The organism is Duganella sp. CY15W, from assembly GCF_009857555.1.
In the GTDB taxonomy this organism is placed as follows: Bacteria; Pseudomonadota; Gammaproteobacteria; order Burkholderiales; family Burkholderiaceae_D; genus Rugamonas; species Rugamonas sacchari.
The window spans coordinates 928,992-953,501 of sequence record NZ_WWCQ01000002.1; the positions used below are offsets into that span (position 1 = coordinate 928,992).

The window sequence follows — 24,510 nt, forward strand, 5'->3', positions numbered from 1 at the left end:
TGGATCAGCAGCCGCACTGCTCTTTTTGTACCGACTCCAGTACCGCGCCGCGTGTGCGCAGGCCCAGTTTCTCGAGCAGGGCGCGGTCGTCGTTGGCTTCCGGGTTATCGGTGGTCAGCAGCTTGTCGCCGTAGAAGATCGAGTTGGCGCCAGCCATGAAGCACATGGCCTGAATCGCTTCGCCCAGTTCGCGACGGCCTGCCGACAGGCGCACGCGCGCTTTCGGCATGGTGATGCGCGCTACCGCGATGGTGCGGACGAATTCAAACGGGTCCAGACGGTCCATGCCGTACAGCGGCGTGCCTTCCACCTGCACCAGGTGGTTGATCGGCACCGATTCCGGGTATGGATTCAGGTTGGCCAGCTGCGTGATCAGGCCGGCGCGCTGGTCACGGGTTTCGCCCATGCCGATGATGCCGCCGCAGCAGATTTTCAGGCCGGCTTCACGCACGTGGCCCAGCGTATCCAGGCGGTCCTGGTAGTCGCGGGTCGAGATCACGTTGTCGTAGAACTCGGGTGCGGTGTCCAGATTGTGGTTGTAGTAGTCCAGGCCTGCGTCTTTCAGGCGCTGCGCCTGGTGTTCTTCCAGCATGCCCAGCGTGGCGCAAGTTTCCAAACCCAGTGCCTTCACCGAACGCACCATCTCTTCGACCTTGTCCATGTCGCGGTCTTTCGGGCTGCGCCATGCGGCGCCCATGCAGAAGCGGGTGGCGCCGTTGTCCTTGGCCTGCTTGGCCGCGTCCAGCACGGTGTCGATGTCCAGGATCTTCTTGGCTTCGACGCCGGTGTCGTAGCGTGCCGCTTGCGGGCAGTAGCCGCAGTCTTCTTCGCAGCCGCCGGTTTTAATCGACAGCAGCGTCGCCAGTTCCACGTCGCCATCCGGGAAGTTGGCACGGTGGACTTGCTGTGCCTTGAACAGCAGATCGTTGAAAGACAGTTCGTACAACGCCAGCACTTCTTCGCGCGGCCAGGTGGAGGCAGCAGGCGTGATCGGTGCCGTCGGGCGGTGCAGCGAAACGACTTTCGGTTCTTGCAGGATGTTCTGAGGCATACGGGTTCCTTCTTCGTTCAAATTGCGTTTGGCAGCGGCCAGTGAGGCAGCTGCGTAAAATCGATAAATTCAGCGGCGGCGGCGGCGGCCGGCTGGTCCAGGCGCGGCACGCGGCCCAGCAGCGGCGCGGGAATGCGTTGCGCCAGCGCGGCGACGTTTTCGTCGGCGAAGGGCATGTCGGCCTGGGTTTCGTTGGCCACCCAGCCGACCAGCTTCAGGCCGCGCGCCAGGATGGCTTCCACCGTCAGCAGCGCGTGGCTGATGCAGCCGAGGCGCAGGCCCACCACCAGCACGACTGGCAGCGCCAGTTGTTCGGCCAGGTCTGCGGTATCAAATTCGTCATTCAGCGGCACGCGGAAGCCGCCCACGCCTTCCACCACCACCGCATCTGAGGCGGCGTGGATTTCGACGTAGGCCGCCAGGATGGGCACCGGCGAAATGGTGATGCCTTCCAGTGCGCCAGCGATGTGCGGCGCCGCCGGTTCCTTCAACAGGAACGGCGTGGTGATCGATTGCGGCAGGTGGACATTGCCGGCGGCGGCCAACTGGTCGCAATCGTCGTTATGCCATGTGCCGTCTGCGCCCAGCTCGGCGCCCGCCGCGACGGGCTTCATGCCGCAGGCGCGCACGCCGCTCTGCACCAGTGCGTGCAGCATGGCGGAGGAAATCAGGGTCTTGCCGATTTCGGTGTCGGTGCCGGTAACGAAGCAGCTGAAGCGCGGCGGTACGCCGCTGCCCGCACCTACCGGCTGCGTTTGTGGCGAGACTGCTAACACAGGATCGTCGAGGCTCATTTGAAGTCCCTTTCCAAGGCATTGATCGCAGTTATCAATTTTGCGACTTCCATGCCGCTATGTGCTGCGGACAGCGTGACGCGCAGGCGCGAAGTGCCGGCCGCCACGGTCGGCGGGCGGATCGCGCCGACCCAGAAGCCCTGCTCATACAAGGCGGCGCCCGCGCGCATGGTGACCCCATTATCGCCGATCAGGATGGGCTGGATCGCCGTCTGCGAGGGCAGGCGCTGCCAGCGTTCCAGGCGCAGGCCATCGTCTAATTGTGCCACCAAAACCTTCAGGTGAGCGCGCCGCGTGCGGCCTTCCTCGCCTTCCAGCAGGTCGAGGCTGGTCAGCAGGGCATGCGCCAGCGCTGGCGGCTTGGCGGTGGTGAAAATGTAGGGACGGGCTTTGTGGATCAGCGTTTCGATCACTGTTTCATGCGCGGCGACGAACGCGCCGCTGACGCCAGCGGCCTTGCCCAGGGTGCCCATGTAGACCAGATACGGCGAGCGCAGGTTGAAGTGTTCCAGTGCGCCGTGGCCGTTGTCGCCCAGCGTGCCGAAGCCGTGGGCGTCGTCCACCACCAGCCAGGCGTTGTGCTGCTCGCACAGGGCCAGCAGTTGCGGCAGCGGTGCGAGGTTGCCGTCCATGCTGAACACGCTGTCGGTGACCACGACTTTGGTGGCGGCCTTGCTGGCTTTGAGCAGTTCTTCCAGCGCTTGCAGGTCGGCGTGCGGATAGACGTGGGCCTTGACGCGCGACAGGCGGACGCCATCGATCAGCGAAGCGTGGTTCAGCTGCTCGGAGAAGATTTCTGCATCCTTGTCGCCAGCGGTCAGGCCGGTGATGACCGCCAGGTTGGCCATGTAACCGGTGCAGAAGCTGAGCGCGCGCGGCTGCTCGAGGTGCGCGCCGACGAATTGCGCCAGCCGCTCTTCCAGCATCGCGTGGGCGCGGCTATGGCCGCTGATCAGGGGCGCGGCGCCGCTGCCGACGCCGTAGATCGCTGCGCCTTCCTGCAGCGCGAGTTTGATCTTGCGGTGGTTGGCCAGGCCCAGATAGTCGTTGGTGCAGAAGGCCAGCAGTTCGCGGCCGCCGACATTGAGGCGCGGGCCGCATGGCGTGTCCACCGTGCGGCGCTTGCGTATCAGTTGATGGTCTTCCAGCGTGTGCAGCTGTTGCTGGAGTTGTTTGAGCAGTTCCATCGTCAGCCCGCCATCACTTGATTGAACACGGCCAGCGTGTTGGCGGCGAGGCCGTCGATTTCCTCGTCACTGAGGATGTACGGCGGCATCATGTAGACGGTGGAACCGATAGGACGCATCAGCAGTTCGTGCTCGGTCGCGGTGGCGAAGAAGCGGCGCGAGAAGTCTTTCGGTGCATCGATGGCGTCGAAGGCCCAGATCATGCCGCGCTGGCGGAAGTTGCGCACCTGATCGTGCTGCGCCAGCGGTTGCAGCGCTTTGGTCAGACGCTCCGCCTTCACGCGGTTGGTGTTCAGCACATCATCTTCTTCGAAGATTTGCAGCGTCGCCAGCGCGGCGCGGCAGGCCAGCGGATTGCCGGTGTACGAGTGCGAGTGCAGGAAGCCGCGCGTGACGTCATTGCTGTAGAAGGCCTGGTAGATTTCATCGCGCGTCATCACCAGCGACAACGGCAGGTAGCCGCCGCTGATGCCTTTCGACAGGCACAGGAAATCCGGCCATACCTTGGCCTGCTCGCACGCGAAGAAGGTGCCGGTGCGGCCGCAGCCGACGGCGATTTCGTCGAGGATCAGGTGCACCTTGTGCTGGTCGCACAGTGCGCGTACCAGTTGCAGGTACAGCGGGTCGTGCATGGCCATGCCGGTGGCGCATTGCACCAGCGGCTCGATGATAATGGCGGCGATCTTGTTGCCACGTTCGATGAACAGGCGTTCGACATCGGCGGCAGCGCGGCGGGCGACATCGGCAGCCGTTTCGCCTTCTGCGGCGGTGCGGGCGTCCGGCGACATTACGGTCTGCGAGGCGCGCAGCAGCGGGCCGTAGGCGTCCTTGAACAAGGCCACATCGGTGACGGCCAGCGCACCGATGGTTTCGCCGTGGTAGCTGCCTTTGAGGCAGACGAATTCCTGCTTGTCCGTGTGGCCGTGGTTGCGCCATGAGTGGAAGCTCATCTTGAGCGCGATTTCAACGGCGGATGCGCCGTCGCTGGCGTAGAAGCTGTGGCCCAGCACATGGCCGGTCAGTGCGGATAATTTTTCCGACAGTTCAATCACCGGTTCGTGCGTGAAGCCGGCGAGCATGGCGTGTTCCAGCGTGTCCAGCTGGTCTTTCAGGGCCGCGTTGATACGCGGGTTGGCATGGCCGAACAGGTTCACCCACCAGGAGCTGATGGCGTCCAGGTAGCGGCGACCCTCGTGGTCGTACAGCCATGCGCCTTTGCCCCGGCTAACGGGGATCAAAGGGATGGTTTCGTGGTGCTGCATCTGGGTGCACGGATGCCATACGCTGCGCAGGCTACGCGCGACCCAGTCGCTTTGTGTCTTCAATTCCAAAACTGCTCCTATCACGTCATTCCCGCGCAGGCGGGGACGACGGGTTAACTATTCAACCAGGCAGGCTTTCTCTTCTCAAGGAAGGAAGCCACACCTTCGCGCCCCTGGTCGGAGGCGCGGATTTGTGCGATGCGTTCGGCCGTATCGGCCAGCAACGCATCGTCGACTTCTTGCCCGGCCACCTCGCGCACCAGCACTTTGGCTTGCTGCACGGCGTTCGGGCTGTTGTTGACCAGTGCCTTGACGATTTCCGCCACCTTGGCGTCCAGCGTGTCGGCTGTCACGACTTCGTGGGCGAAGCCGATCCGCAGCGCTTCCTGCGCGCCGAAACGTTCGGCCGTCAGGAAGTAGCGGCGCGAGGCGTTTTCGCCCATGGCCTTGATGACGTAAGGCGAAATGGTGGCGGGGATCAAACCCAGTTTCACTTCGCTCAGACAGAAATTGGCCTCCTCGACCGCGACGATGATGTCGCACGCGGCCACCAGGCCCATGCCGCCGGCGTAGCAATCGCCCTGCACCTTGGCCACGACGGGCTTGGGGCAAAGGTAGATTGTACGCAGCATCTCCGCCAGCTGCAGAGCGTCGGCTTGGTTCTCGGCGTGCGTGTAGCCCGCCATTTTTTTCATCCAGTTCAAATCGGCGCCGGCGCAGAAGGCCGGGCCGTTCGCCGCCAGCACAATCGCGCGCAGATCGGCATCTTCACCGAGCTCGCTGAAGGCTTGCTTAATCTCGGCGATGGTGGTTTCGTTGAAGGCGTTGCGCACGTCGGGACGGTTCAGCGTCACGGTGCCGATGCGGCCTTCGCGGGTAATGGTCAGAGTCGTAAAGGCCATGTTCAATCCTTGTACTTGATTTCAGTCGGCATACCGACAGACTTCAGAAAACGTTCCGTCTCGGGCCACCAGATGGCAACACCTGCGGGGCTGGAGACCATCCCGTGGGCGTCCTTTTTGAACGGCCCATACGCCACCAGCTGCGCCTTGCCGCCTGCGCTGGTATAAGCCTTGTACATATCGGCCGCCAGCGTGGGACCAAAGTGCGTATCGTTGGCGCCGTAGAACCACAGGCTCGGTATCGTGCTGCTTCCGCCGTAGGCCTTGAAGGCATCGACCAGGGCGCCTTGCCAGTCGCAATGCGAACGGCTGTTCACGCCGCCCGCGAAGTTGATGATGCCGCGCACACCGGCGATTTTGTGGCTGCCGGCTGCAATCGCCGTCAGCCCGCCATGCGACTGGCCGGCGATGATGACGTGGTCCTGATCGGCCCACGGCTGCTTCATCACATAGTCCATCGCAAAGAACAGCGAATTGGCCTGCTGTTCGCCGTTGTTCCTGGCGTCGCAGTGCGAGTTGACATAGGTGCCGCCGGAACCGGCGAAGCCCATCCGCATCGGGATCACCACAACGTAACCGCGCTTGACGAACTCCTTGCTCACCACCGGGAAGGTGGCGCGCGGCTGCTGGTGCGCGTCGCCGCCATCCTTACCGTGGTTCATGAACAGCACCGGAAACGGACCGGCGCCTGGCGGCTTGTAAATCGTGGTTTGCAGCGTGATCTGCGCACCGCCGATATTGGCCGGAACATCGACGACTTGTTCAACCATGCTGCAATCTCCGCTTACATCCGGAAGACACCGAACCTGGTGTCTTCAATTTCCGCATTCAGCGCGGCGGACAGGCCGAGGCCCAGCACCATGCGCGTGTCGGCCGGATCGATTACGCCGTCATCCCACAGGCGCGCGGTGGCGTAGTATGGGTGGCCCTGGTGTTCGTACTGCTCCTTGATCGGCTGCTTGAACGCGGCTTCCTCTTCGGCCGACCACGCGCCGCCCTTGCCTTCAATACCGTCGCGTTTCACGGTGGCCAGCACCGATGCCGCCTGGTCGCCGCCCATCACCGAGATGCGCGCGTTAGGCCACATCCACATGAAGCGCGGCGAGAACGCGCGGCCGCACATGCCGTAGTTGCCGGCGCCGAAGCTGCCGCCGATGATGACGGTGAACTTGGGCACGGCAGCAGTCGCCACGGCCGTCACCATCTTGGCGCCGTTACGGGCGATGCCTTCGTTTTCGTATTTACGGCCGACCATGAAGCCGGTGATATTTTGCAGGAACACCAGCGGGATCTTGCGCTGCGCGCACAGCTCGATGAAGTGCGTGCCTTTCAGCGCCGACTCCGAGAACAGGATGCCGTTGTTGGCGATGATGCCGACTTTCATGCCGAAGATGTGGGCGAAGCCGCACACCAGCGTGGTGCCGTAGCGCGCCTTGAATTCATCGAACTCGCTGCCGTCAACGATGCGTGCGATCACTTCGCGCACGTCGAAAGGCTTGCGCGTATCGACCGGAATCACGCCATACAGCTCGGAGGCGGCATACACAGGTTCCACGGGCGCGCGCTGCTCGCCCTGCTGCGGCTTGGTGCGGTTCAGATTCGAGACGATGGTGCGGGCCAGCGACAGCGCGTGCAGATCGTTCTGCGCCAGATGGTCGGCCACGCCGGACAGACGCGTGTGCACATCGCCGCCGCCCAGGTCTTCCGCCGTCACCACCTCGCCGGTGGCCGCCTTCACCAGCGGCGGGCCGCCGAGGAAGATGGTGCCCTGTTCCTTGACGATGATGGACTCGTCGCTCATCGCCGGCACGTAGGCGCCGCCGGCGGTGCAAGAGCCCATGACCACGGCGATCTGCGGAATACCCTTGGCCGACAGGTTGGCCTGGTTGTAGAAGATGCGGCCGAAGTGGTCGCGGTCCGGGAATACATCATCCTGATTCGGCAGGTTGGCGCCGCCCGAGTCCACGAGGTAGATGCATGGCAGATTATTCTGGTCGGCGATTTCCTGCGCGCGCAGGTGCTTCTTCACCGTCATCGGATAGTAGGTGCCGCCCTTGACGGTGGCGTCGTTACAGACGATCACGCACTCCTGGCCCGCCACGCGGCCGATGCCGGTGATGATGCCGGCCGCCGGCGCCGCATCGTCATACATGGCGTAGGCCGCCATCTGCGACAGTTCAAGGAAAGGCGTGCCGGGATCGAGCAGCATCTGCACACGGTCGCGCGGCAGCAGCTTGCCGCGGGCGACGTGCTTGGCCGACGCCGCCTCGCCGCCGCCCAGCGCGATCTTGGCGATCTTGTCGCGCAAATCGTCGACGACAGCCTGCATGGCAGCGACATTGGCTTTGAAATCCTCGCTGCGGGGATTGAGTTTGCTTTCGATCTGCGGCATTGCTTTTCCTTTATCTTTTATTCTGGAAAACTACCGTCAACGTAAAACCAGCGCAGGTCTCCTCCTTCTGCTGGTTCGCGTACGAAATTGCTGATTTCGTGCAGGCGCTGCGCCCGGCCATTGATCTTGAACCGGGCCACAAATTCCACCGTATCCTGGGTCAGGCCGGCATCTTCTGCTTTACGTTGACGTAAACGTAAAGCAGATTTTACCTCAAGTCCCAGCCATTGCACCTTTTCCTCTTCACTCATGATGGGTTCGGCCGGCCGGGTGCTGGCATGCCAGGTGGCCAGCAGGTAGGGCTCGTTACGCTGGCCGTAGGCGGTATAGCGCGAACGCATCAGTGCTTCAGCGGTCGGGGCAATGGCAGTACCATCGATATACGGGCCGCAGCAGGTGGCGAGGGATGGGCCGCCGCACGGGCAGCCGGCGGCCGGGGAGGACTTCTTGGACATGGTCGGGACAGTCGAGTCTGGTGATGCAAACCCCGCATTATCCGCCAAATAAGCGCAGTTCGCCGATGTCGCGTTATGCTACATGTATAAATATTGTTAGTTCATACCTCGTTATGCGTACACCGTTTTTCGCATCGCTATTACACTAGAGGTGTGAGGAGAATTGAATGAGCCAGACCAGTTTTGAATTCAAGGCGGATGCCAATGACAGTTCGCCGTTGTACATGCAAATTGCCCGCAAATTGAGCGACGATGTGCTCAATGGCCGGTACCAGGTGGATCAGGCGCTACCTTCTGAACGGACCCTGTCCGAGTTGCTCAACGTGTCGCGGGTCACCGCGCGCAAGGCAATTGACCAGCTGGTCGACCAGGGATTGGTGGTGCGGCGTCGCGGATCGGGCAATTATATTGCGCCGCGCATTGAGCAGCCGTTGTCCAACCTCACCAGTTTTTCGGAGCAGTTGCAGCAGCGCGGCCACATCCCCGGTTCGCGCTGGCTCAAGCGGGCGGTGGTGACGCCGACGCCGGAAGAGCAGCTGAGCCTGGGACTGTCGCCGTATTCCAAGGTCGCGCGCCTGGAGCGTCTGCGGCTGGCTGATGATGTGGTGATGGCGTATGAAGTGTCGGTGCTGCCGCAGACCGTGCTCAACGATCCGAATGCGGTGGGCAACTCGCTGTACCAGTATCTGGAAAGTATCAACAAAGCGCCGGCGCGCGCCTTGCAGCACATCCGCGCGATGAATGCGTCGGCCGAGCTGGCCAAGCAGCTGGGCGTGCCGGAAGGGCAGGCCGTGCTGTACATCACGCGGATCGCCTATCTGGAGACGGGCGAGGCGATGGAACTCACGCATTCCTACTGTCATAGCGACCATTACGACTTCGTCGCCGAAATGCGGCGCGCGACGTAAGCCTCATGCTCAAGACCGAAACGCCCAGCACACTGCACACACAACTGGACCTCTACCCGGTAGAGGACCTGGTCGGCGCCCTGATCGACGACCAGGCTCAGGCGTTGCGTGCGGTGCAGGCGGCTTCGGCCAGCATCAGCGCGGCAGTGTCGGCCATGGCGCCGCGTATTGCAGCGGGCGGACGTCTGATCTACGTGGGCGCCGGTACCTCGGGCCGCCTGGGCATCCTGGACAGCGTGGAACTGTACCCCACCTTCTCCTGGCCGCATGAGCGGGCGATCGCCTTGCTGGCCGGCGGCCTGGGCGCCATGTTCGAGGCGGTGGAAGGCGCCGAGGACGACCGCAACAAAGGCGCCTCCGACCTGCGCCTGCTCTACCCCACCTACAACGACGTGATCTTGCTGATCGCCGCATCCGGCACCACGCCCTACGTGCTGGGCGCGATGCAGGCGGCGCGCATGGTGGGATCGCTCACGGTGGGCATCGCCAATAACGCGGGCACGCCCTTGCTGAGCGGGTCCGATATTGGCATCTGCGTGGATACCGGACCGGAGGTGATCTCCGGCAGCACGCGGCTCAAGGCAGGCACGGCGCAGAAAATCGTGCTCAACACCTTATCGAGCGCGCTCATGGTGCGCTTGCACAAAGTCTACGGCAACCTCATGGTCGACCTGCATGCGACCAACGCCAAGCTCAAGGAGCGGGCAGTACGCCTGACCATGCACGCCACCGGCGCCGATACCAACGCCGCGCTTGGCGTGCTGGAGCAGTGCCAGTACCAGGTCAAAGTCGCCATCGTCATGCTGCTCAAAAAACAGACCGCCGCCGAAGCGCAAGCCCAGCTGGACCTCCACACCGGCAATATCCGCAGCGCCCTCAAGTAACCGCCCCCTCAAACGCCGGCGAAAACCCTGCCGCTACAAATCGGGGTCAGGTCCGTCATTTCTACACGAGCTCGTCCTTAGAGCCTGTTACAGTTCAGCTTGTGTAGAAATGGCGGACCTGACCCCGGAGTGGATATGCGTGAACGTAGTGCCTGGGCATGGGTGCCCAGTATTTCTTTCAGCCAGGGCGTGCCTTACGTCGCGGTGATGATGCTGTCGACTGTGATGTACAAGAATCTCGGTATCTCGAATGCGGATCTGGCGTTTTATACGGCCTGGCTGTATCTGCCGTGGGTGGTGAAGCCGCTGTGGTCGCCGGTGGTGGAGATGTTCGGTACCAAGCGCCGCTGGATCGTGCTGTTGCAGCTGCTGTCCGGTGCGGCGCTGGCGGCCGTGGCGCTGACGCTGCACGCGCCGGATTTCTTCCGCTGGACGCTGGTGATCTTCTGGCTCATGGCCTTCAGCTCGGCGACCCATGACATCGCTTCAGATGGCTTTTACATGCTGGGCTTGCCCACCCAGCGGCAGCAGGCGGCGTTTGTTGGCGTGCGCAGTGCGTTTTACAAGCTGGCGATGATCGGCGGCCAAGGCGGCCTGGTGTATCTGGCCGGCCGCTTGACCGAGGTTTCCGGTAGTCCGGTGCACGCGTGGTCGGTGGTGTTTGCGTTGACGGCGGCGCTGTTCTTCGTGCTATGCGCCTATCATCAGCTGGTCTTGCCCCGTCCGGACTCGGACCACAGTCATGCCGCCAGCGGTGCGCTGTGGCGCGATTTTGTGCACACGTTCCAGCGGTTTTTCCAGAAGCCGGACATTGTCACCACGCTGGGCTTTTTGCTGCTGTACCGTCTGGGCGAGGCGCAGTTGCTGAAGATGGCTGCGCCTTTCCTGCTGGATCCGCGCGATAAGGGCGGACTGGGCCTCAGCACCTCGGACTTCGGCCTGGTGTACGGCACCATCGGCGTGGGGGCGCTGGTGCTGGGCGGGCTGGCGGGCGGCGTAGTGATTTCGCGCTTCGGCCTTAAACGCAGCCTGTGGCCGATGGTGTTCGTCATGCACGTGCCGGATCTGGTGTTTGTGTATCTGGCGACGGTGCTGCCGACCAATCTGACGCTGATTTCCATTTGCCTGGCGGTGGAACAGTTCGGCTACGGTTTTGGCTTTGCCGCTTTCATGCTGTATATGGTGCTGGTGGCCGATAGCGAGCATAAAACCGCGCATTATGCGATGTGCACCGGCTTTATGGCGCTCGGCATGATGTTGCCGGGCATGGTCAGCGGCTGGATACAGCAGCAACTCGGTTATCAACATTTCTTCATCTGGGCCTGCATCTCTACCCTGCCCGCGTTTGCGATGGCGGCACGGGTACGCATTCCGGACGAATTCGGTCGTTGAGCCATTACAATATGATCTCAACTGATGCGGAGAGTGGTTTTGGTTTTTAATGCGAAGAAGCGGCTGACTTTGTCGGTTGGCGTGGCAGCCGGTCTGGCGGCGCTGCTTGAGGGATGTTCCAGTACGCCGATTGCGCCGATGCCGGAGCCTGGTGCGACGCCGCCGTCGGCGCGTCCGCCGGAGCCGGGCCGTCCGGCGTCGGCACCGGCCGATCCGAATACGCCGCCACCGGCGCCGCGCGAGTTCCGCGCGGCCTGGGTGTCGACGGTGGCCAATATCGACTGGCCGAGCCGGAATACGCTGCCGGTCGCAAAGCAGCAGACCGAGGCCCTCGCGATTCTCGACCGCGCCAGGGCGCTGAACCTGAATGCGATCGTGCTGCAAGTGCGCCCGAGCGCGGATGCGATCTATCCCTCCCAGCTGGAGCCGTGGTCGGAATTCCTCACCGGTCAGCAGGGCCGCGCGCCGGCGCAGCCGTGGGACCCGCTGCAATTCTGGATCGAGCAGGCGCACGCGCGTGGCCTGGAGCTGCATGCGTGGTTCAATCCCTACCGCGCGCGCCATGCGACGGCCAAGTCGCCGCTGGCGGCCAACCATATCGGCCGCACGCAGCCGGACGTCGTCAAGTCTTACGGCCGCTATCTGTGGATGGATCCGGGCGAATCCGCCGCTTCGCAGCACACGCTGAATGTGGTGCTGGATGTGGTGCGCCGCTACGATATCGACGGCGTGCATATCGATGACTACTTCTATCCGTATCCGATCGATACGCCCAATGCGGCCGGCCCGGAAGGCGTGGCGCTGGATGGCGGCGTAGGCGCCAGGCAGGAGCTGGAGTTCCCGGACCAGCCATCGTGGCAGCGCTATCTGCTCGGCGGCGGCACGCTGGACCGCGCCAACTGGCGCCGCCAGAACGTCAATTCGCTGATCGAGGCCATGTACCTCGGCATCCGCAAGGAGAAGTCGTGGGTACGCTTCGGCATCAGCCCATTCGGTATTGGCCGCCCGGACCGGCGCCCGGCCGGCATCATCGGTTTCAGCCAGTACGACAAGCTGTATGCGGATGCGGAACTGTGGCTGGCCAATGGCTGGCTGGATTATCTGGCGCCGCAGCTGTACTGGCCGGTGGCCCAGGCGCCGCAGGCGTTTGATGTGCTGCTCGATTACTGGCTGGCGCAGAACACGCGTGCGCGTCACGTGTGGCCGGGCCTCTACACCAGCCGTATCGACAACAGCGCCAAGGCCTTCGCGCCGGAAGAAATCGTCAAGCAGATCGGCGTCACGCGCAGCCGCAATGGCGTGCGCGGCCACTTGCATTTCTCGATCGCCGCGCTGATGGAGAACCGCAAGGGCATCGCCGACCAGTTGCGCACGCAAACCTATCAAACGGCGGCATTGACGCCGCCTACGCCATGGCTGGGCAGTGATGCGCCAGCCGCGCCGCAAGCGGCCGCGCGCCGCGAGAGCAATGGGGTGGCGCTGAAACTGTCTGCCAGTGCGGGCAAGCCGGTGGCGAACTACGCGATCTGGTCGCGCTACGGCGCGGAGTGGCGCTTTGCCGTGGCGCCGGCGTCGCGTCCGGTGCTGCTGCTGGCGGACGATGCGGCGGGTGGCGCAGCGCAATCTGTGGTGGTCAGCGCGGTGGACCGCCTTGGCAATGAAAGTGAACGTATCAACGTTTATACACGGAGCTGATGAATGAGTAATCTCGGACTGGGCATCGATGCCGGCGGCACGCAAACCCGCTGGGCGCTGGCGGATGCGGCAGGCGCCATTGTGGCCGAGGGCAGTGTCGGCGGCATGTCGGCCACGCAGATGGGCAGTGCGGCCGGCCGCGATGCGGTGCGCGGCCTGTTCGCCATGCTGGCCACGCAGGTGCTGGCGGCTGGCCGGCCGTTGCGCGTCTGTGCCGGACTCACGGGTTTTGATGGCGTCGGCACGCAGGCTACGCAACTGCTGGCGGAGGTGCTGAAGCTGGCGCCAGCGGCCATTAGCATGCGCAATGACGTGGAGATCGCCTATCTGGACAGCTTTGCGCCGGGCGAAGGCTATCTGGTCTACGCCGGCACCGGCTCTATCGCTGCCTGGATCGATGCCGATGGCCAGTTCCATCGCGCGGGCGGGCGTGGCGTCACGCTGGACGATGGCGGTGGCGGCTTCTGGATCGCGCGCGAGGCCATGCGCCATATCTGGCGCATGGAAGACGAGCAGCCGGGCGTGTGGCAGCAATCCGCCATGGCGCGCGCGGTGTTTGACCAGATCGGCGGCAGTGACTGGTCGCTGTCGCGCCAGTTCATTTATGGCCAGGAGCGCGGCGCTATCGGTCAGCTGGCGCTGGCCGTCGCTGCCAGTGCGGACGCCGATCCGGTGGCGCGTAATATCCTTGAGCGCGCGGGCAGCGAGCTGGCACGCATCGCGCTGGCGCTGGTCGGCCGCTATGGTCCGCGTCCGATTGTGCTGGGCGGACGCGCAGCGCATCTGCATCCCCTGATTGCGCAGAGTATGCGCGCGGCGTTGCCGGCCGAGCTGCCGGTGACGCAGCGGCACACGCTTGCGCACCACGCGGCGGCGCGGATTGCTCTACACTCTTGTCATTGAATCCCTGCTGAGAAATTTATGAAGATCATTCCGCTACTCGCCTTGACTGCCTTGGTGGCCGGCTGTGCCACAGTGCCGCCGCCGCCCACCGGACCGCGTCTGGACCACTCGCTGACATCGCGCGCGCAGAGTGACCGTATCAAGTATGTGATCGTGCATTACACCGTGAGTGACTTGCCGCGTTCGATCAAGACGCTGACGACGGCGGATGTGAGCGCGCACTATCTGCTGACGGATACGGAGCAGCCGTTCTTCTACACGCTGGTGGACGAATCGCGCCAGTCTAACCACGCCGGCTACAGCAGCTGGAAGATTTACAACCAGCTCAATTCGGCGTCGATCGGGATTGAGATTGTGAATCCCGGCTTCAAGGAGACGGCGCAGGGACGCGTGTACGCGCCATTCTCGCAAGCGCAAATCGATCAGCTGATTTTGCTGTTGAAGGATATCGTCAAGCGCCACAATATCCCGATGGGGAATATCCTCGGCCACAACGACATCGCGCCGCAGCGCAAGCAGGATCCGGGACCGATGTTCCCGTGGAAGCAGCTGGCGGATGCCGGCCTGATTCCATGGCCGGAAGCGAGCCGCGTGGCGGCGCGCGTGCCGGGCTTCCAGGAGCAGCTGCCGGATGTGTTGTGGTTCCAGCGCAAGCTCGCTGAACATGGCTATGCCGTGCCGCAGAATGGTGAGCTGGATCAGGCCACGCGCAATGTGATTTCGGTGTTCCAGACCAAATACCGGCCATCGCTGTACGACGGTACGCCGGATGCGGAAACTGCGGCTTTGCTGGATGTGTTGACCACGCCGTTGCCGGTTATTCCGGCTGCCGCCTCCGCGCCAGTGACCGCGCCTGCTGCCGGCGTGCCCGCAGAATAGGCGTCTGCGGCCATGAACGCATCGACCATCCGTTGCGAAGCGATTCCTGGCCATCCTGATTTCCGCCGGCTCGATAGTATCGCCGGCATTGCGGTGGATCTGCGCTATGCCACGGCTGACAACTTCGTCGGCCGTGATCTGTACTCGCCGCTGGATTGCGCCTGGCTGCACAAGGATGCCGCCGCCGCGCTGGAACGCGCTGTCGCCTGGCTGGCGGCGCGCCGGCCGGACTATCAATTGCTGGTGCTGGACGCCTTGCGCCCGCAGCGTGTGCAGGAGCAGCTGTGGGATGCGCTACAAGGCACCGATCTGCTGACCTATATCGCGGAGCCTGCGCGCGGTTCCATCCATTCCTTCGGCATGGCGCTGGACCTCACGCTGACGGACCGGCACGGCCATGAACTCGACATGGGCACCGGCTTTGACGACCTGAGTGAACGTTCTCACCCTGCGCTGGAAGAAGGCCTGCTGGCCGTTGGCGCGCTGACCGGCCAGCACATCGAACACCGCCGCTGGCTGCGGGACGCCATGCAGCACAATGGCTGGCATGGCATCAACACCGAATGGTGGCATTTCGATTGCGGCGACCGTTTGCACGTGCGCCAGCATTACACGCGCGTGCTTTAGTTTTCCAGCTGCTGCATGATGGCGTAGGCCGCTTTGACGCGCGCTTCGATCGGATAGTTTTTATTGGCCAGTATCACAATGCCGATTTTCTTCGCCGGCACAAATGCCACATATGCGCCGAAGCCGTTGGTGGCGCCGGTTTTGTTATACCAGGTGCTGTCCGATGCCGGCTTTGCTGGCGTCAGCAGCTTGACTGGATTGGCCAGGCGGCTCATGGTGTTTGAGTTACCGGCTTGCAGCGTATCCAGCGCAACCGGATAGGCGTATTGCTCCCAGCCCAGTCCCTGCGTCATGCCGCCAACCTGGAAATAGCCCACGTGGGTGCCTTCAATTGCACGACTCAGCGTGGCGTCCAGATGGCTCGGATCGATATTCGCCTGTACGTAGCGGATCATGTCCGCCGTGCTGGAACGCACGCCATAGGTGTGGCCTGAAAACAGCTCGCTGCCCATGCGTACCGGCTGGTTTTTCTGGTTGTATCCCCAGGCGTAGTGCGCCAGCGCGCTTTCCGGCATGCGGATGTAGGTGCTGTGCATGCCCAAGCCTGGAAGGATCTGCTTTTCCAGCACGGCCGCGGGATCGGATTTCAATGCCAGGCCGGCGAGATTGCCGAACATGCCCAGGCTGGGATTGGAATACTGACGCACTACGCCCGGCCCGGCTTTTGGTTTGAAGTGGCCAAAATAGTCCAACATGCCCTGTTCATTGTCGGCCAGGTCATCCGGGAACTGCAGCGGCAGTCCGCCGGCGGTGTAGGTGCCGAAATGGAGCACCGTAGCCTTGTCGAGCGCACTGCCTTTGAGCTTGGGGATGTAGCGGCTGGGATGGTCGTCCAGCGACAGTTTGCCTTGCACCAGCGCATAGGACGCCATGGTCGCCGTGAAGGTCTTGCTCACCGAGCCCAGTTCGAACAAGGTGTTTTCATCGACTGGTGCGCCGCTCTCTTTCGACGCCACGCCGTAGCTGAAGTAGGCCGGCTTGCCGTTGACGGTGACGGCAACCGCGATACCCGGCACGTCGTATTCCTTCATGATCGGTTTAATCAGCTGATCGACCACGGTTTGCAGGTCGGCGGAGATAGCGACAGGCGTGCTGCAGCACGCAGCAATGGCCAAGGCCAAGCGGCTCAGAGTAGACAAGGTTATTCCTTTGGTGATGGTTAGAAAGGCCCACACGCACATCATGTGCGACGAGTGACACCATTGTGCGACATTTGTCGCACACGGTCAAGCGTGCCCGAAATGGACGTCGATGCAGATTAGCGGTCCACCGTGGCCATGCGTTCCTGGCTGTAGCGCGGGCCTGCCACCTGGGCCAGCGCGCTGGCGAGCGTGGCGAGGTCGCTGGCGCTGAGGGATAGGTCCACCGCAGCCGCGTTCTGTTCCAGGTTGCTGCGGCGGCGCGTGCCGGGAATCGGCACGATATCGTCGCCCTGATGCAGCACCCACGCCAGCGCGATCTGGCCCGCCGCGACGCCGCGCGCGGCGGCCATGTCGCGCACCACCTGCGCGGCCTGCATATTGGCGTCGAAGTTAGCGCCCTGCATGCGCGGGTCCTGGTGACGGAAATCGCTCGGCGGATAGTCTTCTGCGCGCCTGGCGGTGCCGGCCAGGAAGCCGCGGCCCAGTGGGCTGAATGGCACCAGGCCGATGCCCAGTTCGCGCAGCACGGGAATGATGTCCGCTTCCAGATTGCGTTCCCACAGCGAGTATTCGCTTTGCAGCGCAGAGATGGGATGCACGGCGTGCGCGCGGCGGATGTTGGCGATACCGGCTTCGGACAAGCCGATGTAGCGCACCTTGCCTTCACGGACCAGCTCCGCCATCACGCCAACCACTTCTTCAATGGGTACATTGGGATCGATGCGGTGCTGGTAGAGCAGGTCGATGTAGTCGGTGCCGAGCCGGCGCAGCGAACCTTCCACCTTGCCGCGGATCTGCTGGGGATCGCTGGTGACGCCGACGTTGGCGCCGTCACGGATGTCGAAGCCGAATTTGGTGGCGAGGATGACCTCACTGCGGCGGCCATTGAACGCACGGCCCAACAGCTCTTCGTTGGTGTAAGGGCCGTAGACTTCCGCCGTATCGAAGAAGTTAACGCCCAGTTCAATCGCGCGGTGCAGCGTGGCGATGGATTCCGTTTCATCCGCCGCACCATAGGCGAAGCTCATGCCCATGCAGCCCAGCCCTTCGGCAGAGACGGTTAATCCTTGTGTTCCTAGAGTACGTTTTTTCATCTGCTGTAGCTATGATTGAGGCCGCCATGTTGTGCGAACTCGATAATGGGTTGCGAAGCGCCATGAGGAACAACCAGAATGTCGCGTGACTGTAGTTCTGCGACGATCTCATCCCTTGCACGGCTACGTGGAGACAGTTCTTGGTACGAGGGACCTTGCACGGAGAAGAGTACCTCGGTGGGCAGGAGATCGCGTTTCCTCAATGAGTCTATGCGATAGAGCCACTGTCCGCCGTGATCTATTATTTTTGCAGCGTCCGCATAATTCAGATTGAGCGGTTTAATAACCTTTTCGGGAAGATCCTCCGGGCCCGCTACAAAAGGAAAGTGTGCGTGATAGTCGTCGTTACCGATGCGCGCTGGATGAAATTGATTCTGCAGTCCTGCTGAACGTAACCATCCGCTAACGGTGCGCTCCAACAGCTTTTCCTGGTATTCCCTGGTTGCGAAATTATGGCCGACGTAATAATCATAAAGCTCTGCCAGCTTCGCCTGGCAGTCATCTGCCAATACAACGCGTGGATCGCCAAAGCGTAGCATCGTCTCGCGTGGCTTGGTCAACTCCGTCCACAGCGCCAACTGACCCTCTTTTGTTAAGGCGCCAGGTTGTCCGTGCAACGACGAAAGCCGTTCAAGTTCGTCGCGAAGACTGCTCATCGCTGCCTTGAAAACCTGGGGATGCAAGCCCTCAAAGAAGTTGGTGACGCGAGCGAACCTGTTACCGAGTAGCTTGAATCCAAAAAAGCGCGTGCCTGGTGCAAACAACACCAAGCCAATATTGACAAATTCCTCGGTCTCAATAAAGGGCATGAACCGGGCCACAGCGTAATGGCAAGCAGTTTTCATGTTGGCGGTAGTTGCCAGAAGGCGTCCGTTAAGGCGCGGTCCAGCAGAGCTTTGACGTCATCAAAAGGGTATTGCACAGGAATAGTTTTCTCGTGATCGATAAAGCACCATTCCTTTGGAAGCGTATCACAAATATCCGTCCAGTTTTCCAATGCTTGTGCGAGGCGATCACGATAGCTGTCGCGTAGCAGAAAGTCGCTAAATAGCTGGTTTGTTTCTTCGGAAAAGACGTGCATCTGGAAAAAGGCTGTTGCGTCAAACTGATCGTCAAATGCGAGGTTATGGTCGATCATTTTCAATCTGCCTCGATTAGCTCTTCCGGGACCGTTGCGATGGCATACGGTGCAATGGGTAAGTGCAAGGCGGTGCATAGTCTTGCGCTTATCCATTCATTGATCAGCCCATCGCGGTTGGCAGACCTGCCTTTGACAAAATATACCTCACCGTCATCACATCGGCAGATGTACGGTTGAGTTTGGCCTTCCTGGGATCGGCCTAATATCTCGATAACGGTTAAGGACATCGGTGGTTCCTCGCTCCGGTGGCCAAAATATTCTACGCGAATTATTCACAGGAAACTAAGGCTGTGTGGTGCGGGCGATCCAGTCCACCAGGGCATCCAGTACGGCGCGGCCGGCGCCGTTGGCGACGTGCGGATCGTTGAGGATGGCGACCACGGTGCATGGGCGGTTGTTGGCGTCCATGACGTAGCCGGCGATGGCGATAACGCCGGTCAGGCTACCAGTTTTGAGGCGGGCGCGCTGCGCGGCCGGGCTGTCCTTGAGGCGGCGGCGCATGGTGCCGTCGGTGGCGGCGATGGGCAGGCTGGCCATGAACTCCGGCATCCACAGGCTTTTCAGGCCCGCTTGCAGCACGCCGGCCAGTTGCGCCGGCGTGGCGCGCTCGGTGCGCGAGAGGCCGGAGCCGTTGTCGATCACGAGGCCATTGCCATCGATGCTGTGCTGCTGGAGCCACGCGCGGATCGCGGTTTCGGCGCGCATCGCGGTGCTGGCCTGGTTGGCGTCTGGCGGCAGCGGGCGGCTGCCCAGTGCGGGATCGGTTTCCAGGCTGCCCAGGCTGAGGAAGACGGTGCGGGCCAGAGTATTGTCGGATTGCTTGTTGGTGTCGCGCAGGACTTCCGGCAGCGTGCGCGAGACGTGTTCCGCCAGCAGGCGCGTGGTAGGCGCCGGTGCGGCATCGGCGGCGGGCGGCATGGCGTCACGTATTTCTCCGCTCAGACTGCCGCCCTGCTTGCGCCATTCGGCCAATAGCAGGCGGGCCAGGTAGTCCTGGCTATCGAGCACGTTGATGCTGGTCGACTTGATGCAGTCTTTCGGGAAGCTGCCGTGCAGGATGACTTCGATGCGGTCGCCCTTGCGTGTGTAGTCGGGCGAGCGCCAGCCGTTTTCCCACGCGGCGCATGGTGCGTCGTTCAGTTTCATCTCGGAGCGGATGCTGACTTTGTCGAGCTCCGGCATCATCACCAGCGACAGCTTGTCGGCGGTGGAGCGCATTTCGACTTTCAGCAGGTTGGTGTTGATGAGGGCCGCATTCGGAATGACGTTGTAGTACGCCCATGGGTATTCATCAAACGGCGGCTGGCCTGCATCGGGACGCGATGGCTGGAACAATTGGCGGTCGATGAGGATGTCGCCCTTGATTTTGCGGATGCCCTGGTTGCGCAAGGCTTGCAGCATGTGCGACAGCGCGTCTTCGTTGAGGTCTGCATCGGCGCCGCCGCGCAGAATCAGATCGCCTTGCAGCACGCCGTTGACCACATCGGCACCGCTGCGGAATTCCGTGCGGCCGCGGAATACAGGCCCCAGCTGCTCCAGCGCGGTCATCGCGGTGAACAGCTTCATGGTGGATGCGGGCTGCATGCTCTGCGTGGGGTTATGCGAAATCAGCGTGGTGTCGCCGCGCATGACGATGATGCCGGCCGCCTCCGGTGGAATGCCGGACGATTGCATGAGTTTTGCCACAGGCTCGGGCAGTTCGGCAGCATGGCCGGCTGCGCCGGCAATCAGCAGCGCGGAGAGTACAAGACGACGTAACATATTAGTGGAAGAAGACATAGGCAACCGCAATCGCAGCAATGACGCCCGCAAAGTCGGCGATCAGGCCGCAGGAGATCGCGTAGCGCGTCTTGCGTATGCCGACCGAGCCGAAATACAGCGCGACGATGTAGAAGGTGGTATCGGCCGAACCCTGGAACACGCAGGCCAGGCGGCCGACAAAGGAATCGACGCCATAGGTCTGCATGGTGTCGATCATCATGGCTTTGGCGGCGCTGCCGCTCAGTGGTTTCATCAGCGCGGTCGGCAGGGCCGGGACGAAGTCGGTATTGACGCCCAGGTGGTTGAACAGCCAGCTGAAGCCCTGCACCACAAAGCCCAGCAGGCCCGCATTGCGGATCACGCTGATGGCCACCAGCATGCCGACCAGGTAGGGAATCACGGTGATGGAGGTCTGGATGCCGCCCTTGGCGCCTTCGATAAACGCTTCGTAGACATTGACCTTCTTGCGCAGCGCGCCAATGATGAAGCCTGCGATCACGAGTATCAGCACCAGGTTGCTGAAGACTTTGGAGGTGACTTCGATTTCGGCCTTGGTCAGGTAGTGCGTGAAGTACCAGATCACGCCGACGATGAAGGCGGTAATGCCGCCCAGCCAGCCCACCACCACGCGGTTGAACAGGTTGATGCGCTGGCGGATGGCGACGGCAATGATGCCGGTCATGGTGGCGACATAGGTGGCCACCATGCAGGGAATGAAGATGTCGGACGGATCGGCCGCGCCCAGGATCGAACGCTGCGCCATGATGGCCAGCGGGATCAGGGTCAGGCCGGAGGTGTGCAGCACCAGGAACATGATCTGCGCGTCGGTCGGTTCGTCCTTGTTCGGATTGAGCGTTTGCAGGCTCTCCATGGCTTTCAGGCCGAATGGTGTGGCGGCGTTGTCGAGGCCCAGCAGGTTGGCCGAGAAGTTCATCACCATATGGCCGGTGGCCGGATGGTTAGACGGCACGCCGGGGAAAATGCGCGAGAAGAAGGGCGCAATCAGTTTTGCCAGCAGGTCGATGGCGCCGGCTTTCTCGCCGATGTTCATGATGCCCAGCCACAGCGTCATGACGCCGGCCAGCGGCAGGGCAATGTCCATCACGCCGGTGCGGGCGGAGTCGAACGTGCCGTCGATGATGCGCTTGAAAATCTCCGTGTCGCCCATGAACAGGAACTGTGCCAGCGCGGCCAGAAATCCCACCAGGAAGAAGCCAGACCAGATGTAATTGAGCGACATTTTTCTTGTGTGCGGTAAGTGATTTGCAAAGTATAGCGGGTAAGCCTGCCCAAAAAGTTATAAGCTGCCGCTTTACGGTGCGAGGTGCCATGGGGCGGATGCTGAAAATTTGTGCAGCGATGATGCTGGCGATAGCCGTCGCACCCGCGCAGGCGGGAGCTCTTGCCGAGCCCAAAGTGCTCCACGCCTTCCTCAGCACCGGGGAAACCGCGCTCGATCCGGCGGTGGCATCGGACGTCGCCAGTCTCAGCCTGCTCGAAAACCTGTTCGATCCGCTGCTGCGCTACGACTATCTCGCCCGGCCGGTCAAACTGATCCCCAACACGCTGGCCGCGATGCCCGAGGTGACGGCCGATGGCAAGACCTACACCTTCCATCTGCGCCAGGACGTCTATTTCACGCCAGATGCGGCCTTCAAAGCCGGGCGGCGCCAGGTGACGGCGGACGACTACCTCTACAGCTTCAAACGGCTCTACGAGCCTGTGCTGAAGTCGCCGTGGCTGTATCTGTTCGATGGCGTGGCCGACATGCAGGCCGTCGACAAATTCACGCTGCGTATCCGCCTCAAGGCTGCCGATCCCAATTTTCTGTTCTACCTGGCCATGCCCGCCACCGGTGTGGTGGCGCGCGAGGTGGTGGAGGCGTATGGCGCGCAGGTTGGCAATCATCCGGTCGGCACCGGCCCGTTCAGGATCGGCAGCTGGAAGCACAGCGACCAGATCGTCCTGCTGGCCAATCGCGACTTCCGGCCCACCGAATTTGAGGGCAAGCGTTTGCCGATCCTGGACCGCATCGACATCAAGATCGTCGAGGAATACCAGTCGCGCGTGCTCGGCTTCCTGAATGGCGAATTCGATTTCCTGGAGCAGCTGCCGGAATCGATGAAGGAAATGGTGCTGACGTCCGACGCCAGGCTCAAGCCCGAACTTGCGCGCAAAGGCATCGTGCTGGCGCCCTTCCCCGTCCTGCAAACCTATTACATGTGGATGAACATGGACGACCCGCTGATCGGCGGCTACAGCAAGCAGAAGGTGGCGCTACGCCGCGCCATCGCGCTGGGCTACAACAGCGCCGAAGACGTGAGCGTCATGAAGAAAGGCCTGGCCCTGCCTGCCGTCACGCCGCTGCCGCCGAATGTGCGCGGCTACGATCCAGATTACCGCAGTCCGGTCACCTACGATCCTGTACTGGCCAATGCCTTGCTGGACCGCTACGGTTACCGCAAAGGCCAGGACGGCTTTCGCATGCAGCCCGACGGCAAGCCGCTCATGCTGGTGATGCACAGCGAGTCTTCCACCGTCGGCCGCCTGCGCGATGAACTGTGGCGTAAGAACCTGAATGCGATCGGCCTCAAGGTCAGCTTCAAAAGCGACAAGAAAACGGAAATCATCAAAGCCTCGCGGCTCGGCGCCGTGATGATGTTCGAGACCAACTGGGTGGCCGACTTCCCCGATGGCGACAACTTCTACCAGCTGCTCTACGGCCCCAACGCCGGCCGCGCCAACTATGCGCGTTTCAATCTGCCGGCATACAACCAGCGCTACGAGCAAGCCCGCTTGATGGGGGAGTCGCCGCAGCGCACTGCCCTGTATGATGAGCTGGCGCAGATCATCCATGCCTACACGCCATGGGTATTGCTGACGCATCCCATCTCCGCCGATCTGCAGCAGCCGTGGCTCAAAAATTACCGCCGCCATCCGGTGGAGTTCACCAACTGGCGCTATCTGGACGTCGACGCACATACCGCACACTGAGCTGTGCTTAAAATGAGAGCATGAATTTACTTAACCGCAGGGCGCTGGCCTATGTGGCCAGCCATCCCATGGATTTCACGGTGCAATGCCTGAAGGGCTTTCGCGCCAATCAAGGCCTGCTGCTGGCGGGCGCGGTAGCGTATTACTCGCTGCTTTCCATCGTGCCGCTGCTGATGCTGGTGGTGGTGGCGCTGTCGCACGTGATTAATCAGGAAGAGCTGCTGCTGACGGTGGGGCGCTATCTGAACTGGCTGGTGCCGGGACAGTCGAAGCCGATCGTGGCCGAGGTCGGGCATTTCCTCGATCATCGCGACCTGGTCGGCGGCGTGCTGGTGGTCAGCATGCTGTTCTTCAGTTCCCTGGCGTTCACGGTGCTGGAAAACGCCATGAGCGTGATCTTTAAGCACCGCGTGGCGATACGCCGCAGGCACTTCCTGATCTCGGCCATCATGCCTTACTGTTACATCCTGTCGCTGGGTGCGGGCATGCTGCTGGTGACGCTGGTGGCGGGCAGCTTGCAGGTGCTTGGCGAGGAAAGCGTCTGGCTGTTCGGCTATCACTGGTCGCTGAATGGCGTGTCGGGCGTGCTGTTGTACCTGCTGGGACTGGCGGGCGAGGTGCTGGTGCTGTCGTCGATTTATCTGGTGATGCCGGTGGGCCGGCTGTCGATCTGGCATGCGCTGATCGGCGGCGTCACGGCGGCGCTGCTGTGGGAAATCGCGCGGCGCATCCTGGTGTGGTACTTCTCCACGCTGTCGCAGGTGAACGTGGTGTATGGCTCGATGACGACCGCCATCGTCGTCATGTTCAGCCTGGAGATCGGCGCGACCTTGCTGCTGTTTGGCGCCCAGGTGATTTCCGAATTTGAACGGGTGGGCCGCGAGCGTCCGCAGCGTGCGGCGCAGCCGCTGACCACCGAAGCGACACAAATAAAATAATTTGTGCGTTGCACAAAATCTGTGGTACACTACGTTCGTGGTTGAGGTTTGCCTGCAAACAGTCCCACATCCGGCCGATGCGCCGCGCCAGCGAGTTGTGTAAGTTCGT

Annotated in this window: 24 protein-coding genes; 9 read left to right on the forward strand and 15 right to left on the reverse strand. The window is 62.2% G+C overall.

What is annotated here, in order from left to right; all coding sequences use genetic code 11:
- Positions 1-4: 4 nt before the first annotated feature.
- Genes bioB through GTP58_RS13740 form a run of 8 tightly spaced genes read right to left on the reverse strand, consistent with a single transcriptional unit; the run spans position 5 to position 8,043 of the window.
- Positions 5-1,051: a biotin synthase BioB gene (gene bioB, locus GTP58_RS13705; RefSeq protein ID WP_161077917.1), complete on the reverse strand. Its 1,047-nt coding sequence runs from the start codon at positions 1,049-1,051 to the stop codon at positions 5-7.
- Between the two features lie 17 nt (positions 1,052-1,068).
- Positions 1,069-1,845 carry a dethiobiotin synthase gene (bioD, locus tag GTP58_RS13710; protein ID WP_161077918.1) on the reverse strand — a complete coding sequence of 259 codons (777 nt, stop codon included), beginning with the start codon at positions 1,843-1,845 and terminating at the stop codon, positions 1,069-1,071.
- Entirely contained in the window at positions 1,842-3,032 is a 1,191-nt protein-coding gene (bioF, locus tag GTP58_RS13715; RefSeq protein ID WP_161077919.1) for an 8-amino-7-oxononanoate synthase, read from the reverse strand. Before bioF ends, bioD begins: the two co-directional genes overlap by 4 nt.
- 2 nt (positions 3,033-3,034) lie before the next feature.
- Positions 3,035-4,363 carry an adenosylmethionine--8-amino-7-oxononanoate transaminase gene (bioA, locus tag GTP58_RS13720; RefSeq protein ID WP_161077920.1) on the reverse strand — a complete coding sequence of 443 codons (1,329 nt, stop codon included), beginning with the start codon at positions 4,361-4,363 and terminating at the stop codon, positions 3,035-3,037.
- A gap of 44 nt (positions 4,364-4,407) precedes the next feature.
- Positions 4,408-5,196, reverse strand: a complete 789-nt coding sequence (locus GTP58_RS13725; protein WP_161077921.1) for an enoyl-CoA hydratase/isomerase family protein — start codon at positions 5,194-5,196, stop codon at positions 4,408-4,410.
- A 2-nt stretch (positions 5,197-5,198) separates the two neighbouring features.
- Positions 5,199-5,966, reverse strand: a complete 768-nt coding sequence (locus tag GTP58_RS13730; RefSeq protein WP_161077922.1) for a dienelactone hydrolase family protein — start codon at positions 5,964-5,966, stop codon at positions 5,199-5,201.
- A 14-nt stretch (positions 5,967-5,980) separates the two neighbouring features.
- Complete coding sequence (locus GTP58_RS13735; RefSeq protein WP_072783180.1) at positions 5,981-7,588, reverse strand: carboxyl transferase domain-containing protein; 1,608 nt, start codon at positions 7,586-7,588, stop codon at positions 5,981-5,983.
- A 17-nt stretch (positions 7,589-7,605) separates the two neighbouring features.
- Entirely contained in the window at positions 7,606-8,043 is a 438-nt protein-coding gene (locus GTP58_RS13740) for a YchJ family protein (protein ID WP_161077923.1), read from the reverse strand.
- A gap of 167 nt (positions 8,044-8,210) precedes the next feature.
- Here GTP58_RS13740 and GTP58_RS13745 point away from each other — a divergent pair, with 167 nt between their 5' ends.
- The 7 genes from GTP58_RS13745 (at position 8,211) to GTP58_RS13775 (ending at position 15,331) form a co-directional block, all read left to right on the forward strand.
- Entirely contained in the window at positions 8,211-8,951 is a 741-nt protein-coding gene (locus tag GTP58_RS13745) for a GntR family transcriptional regulator (RefSeq protein ID WP_072783185.1), read from the forward strand.
- A 5-nt stretch (positions 8,952-8,956) separates the two neighbouring features.
- The gene (locus GTP58_RS13750) at positions 8,957-9,835 is read left to right on the forward strand and encodes an N-acetylmuramic acid 6-phosphate etherase (protein WP_161077924.1); all 879 of its coding nucleotides are present in this window, start codon (positions 8,957-8,959) and stop codon (positions 9,833-9,835) included.
- A 135-nt stretch (positions 9,836-9,970) separates the two neighbouring features.
- Complete coding sequence (locus tag GTP58_RS13755; RefSeq protein WP_161077925.1) at positions 9,971-11,227, forward strand: MFS transporter; 1,257 nt, start codon at positions 9,971-9,973, stop codon at positions 11,225-11,227.
- A gap of 24 nt (positions 11,228-11,251) precedes the next feature.
- Positions 11,252-12,922, forward strand: a complete 1,671-nt coding sequence (locus GTP58_RS13760) for a glycoside hydrolase family 10 protein (protein WP_202413655.1) — start codon at positions 11,252-11,254, stop codon at positions 12,920-12,922.
- Between the two features lie 3 nt (positions 12,923-12,925).
- The gene (locus GTP58_RS13765; protein WP_161077927.1) at positions 12,926-13,825 is read left to right on the forward strand and encodes an N-acetylglucosamine kinase; all 900 of its coding nucleotides are present in this window, start codon (positions 12,926-12,928) and stop codon (positions 13,823-13,825) included.
- An 18-nt stretch (positions 13,826-13,843) separates the two neighbouring features.
- The gene (locus GTP58_RS13770; protein WP_161077928.1) at positions 13,844-14,704 is read left to right on the forward strand and encodes an N-acetylmuramoyl-L-alanine amidase; all 861 of its coding nucleotides are present in this window, start codon (positions 13,844-13,846) and stop codon (positions 14,702-14,704) included.
- 12 nt (positions 14,705-14,716) lie between these two features.
- Positions 14,717-15,331 carry a M15 family metallopeptidase gene (locus GTP58_RS13775; protein ID WP_161077929.1) on the forward strand — a complete coding sequence of 205 codons (615 nt, stop codon included), beginning with the start codon at positions 14,717-14,719 and terminating at the stop codon, positions 15,329-15,331.
- Here the strand turns inward: GTP58_RS13775 and ampC are convergent.
- From ampC to GTP58_RS13805, 7 genes are all read right to left on the reverse strand, one after another.
- Positions 15,328-16,512 carry a class C beta-lactamase gene (gene ampC / locus GTP58_RS13780; RefSeq protein ID WP_161078148.1) on the reverse strand — a complete coding sequence of 395 codons (1,185 nt, stop codon included), beginning with the start codon at positions 16,510-16,512 and terminating at the stop codon, positions 15,328-15,330. The two genes, GTP58_RS13775 and ampC, sit on opposite strands and share 4 nt — an antisense overlap.
- Positions 16,513-16,589: 77 nt before the next feature.
- Positions 16,590-17,567, reverse strand: coding sequence for an aldo/keto reductase (locus GTP58_RS13785; RefSeq protein WP_161077930.1), 978 nt, complete (start codon positions 17,565-17,567; stop codon positions 16,590-16,592).
- A complete protein-coding gene (locus GTP58_RS13790; protein WP_255490696.1) occupies positions 17,564-18,412 on the reverse strand; it encodes a DUF3037 domain-containing protein in 849 nt (282 codons plus the stop codon). Before GTP58_RS13790 ends, GTP58_RS13785 begins: the two co-directional genes overlap by 4 nt.
- Positions 18,409-18,705, reverse strand: coding sequence for a HipA family kinase (locus GTP58_RS13795; RefSeq protein ID WP_161077932.1), 297 nt, complete (start codon positions 18,703-18,705; stop codon positions 18,409-18,411). Before GTP58_RS13795 ends, GTP58_RS13790 begins: the two co-directional genes overlap by 4 nt.
- Positions 18,706-18,707: 2 nt before the next feature.
- A complete protein-coding gene (locus GTP58_RS31925; RefSeq protein ID WP_373924738.1) occupies positions 18,708-18,935 on the reverse strand; it encodes a HipA family kinase in 228 nt (75 codons plus the stop codon).
- 55 nt (positions 18,936-18,990) lie between these two features.
- Positions 18,991-20,487, reverse strand: coding sequence for a D-alanyl-D-alanine carboxypeptidase/D-alanyl-D-alanine-endopeptidase (dacB, locus tag GTP58_RS13800; RefSeq protein ID WP_308937362.1), 1,497 nt, complete (start codon positions 20,485-20,487; stop codon positions 18,991-18,993).
- Positions 20,471-21,709, reverse strand: coding sequence for a nucleoside recognition domain-containing protein (locus tag GTP58_RS13805; protein WP_161077933.1), 1,239 nt, complete (start codon positions 21,707-21,709; stop codon positions 20,471-20,473). The genes dacB and GTP58_RS13805 overlap by 17 nt, the downstream gene beginning before the upstream one ends.
- Before the next feature lie 98 nt (positions 21,710-21,807).
- On the opposite strand from GTP58_RS13805, the gene GTP58_RS13810 reads away from it, so the two are divergent.
- Together GTP58_RS13810 and GTP58_RS13815 are read left to right on the forward strand one after the other, a co-directional pair.
- Positions 21,808-23,463 (forward strand): ABC transporter substrate-binding protein, encoded by a 1,656-nt coding sequence (locus GTP58_RS13810; RefSeq protein WP_161077934.1) that lies wholly within the window; start codon positions 21,808-21,810, stop codon positions 23,461-23,463.
- A 20-nt stretch (positions 23,464-23,483) separates the two neighbouring features.
- Entirely contained in the window at positions 23,484-24,401 is a 918-nt protein-coding gene (locus tag GTP58_RS13815) for a YihY/virulence factor BrkB family protein (protein WP_161077935.1), read from the forward strand.
- The last annotated feature ends 109 nt before the right edge of the window (positions 24,402-24,510 follow it).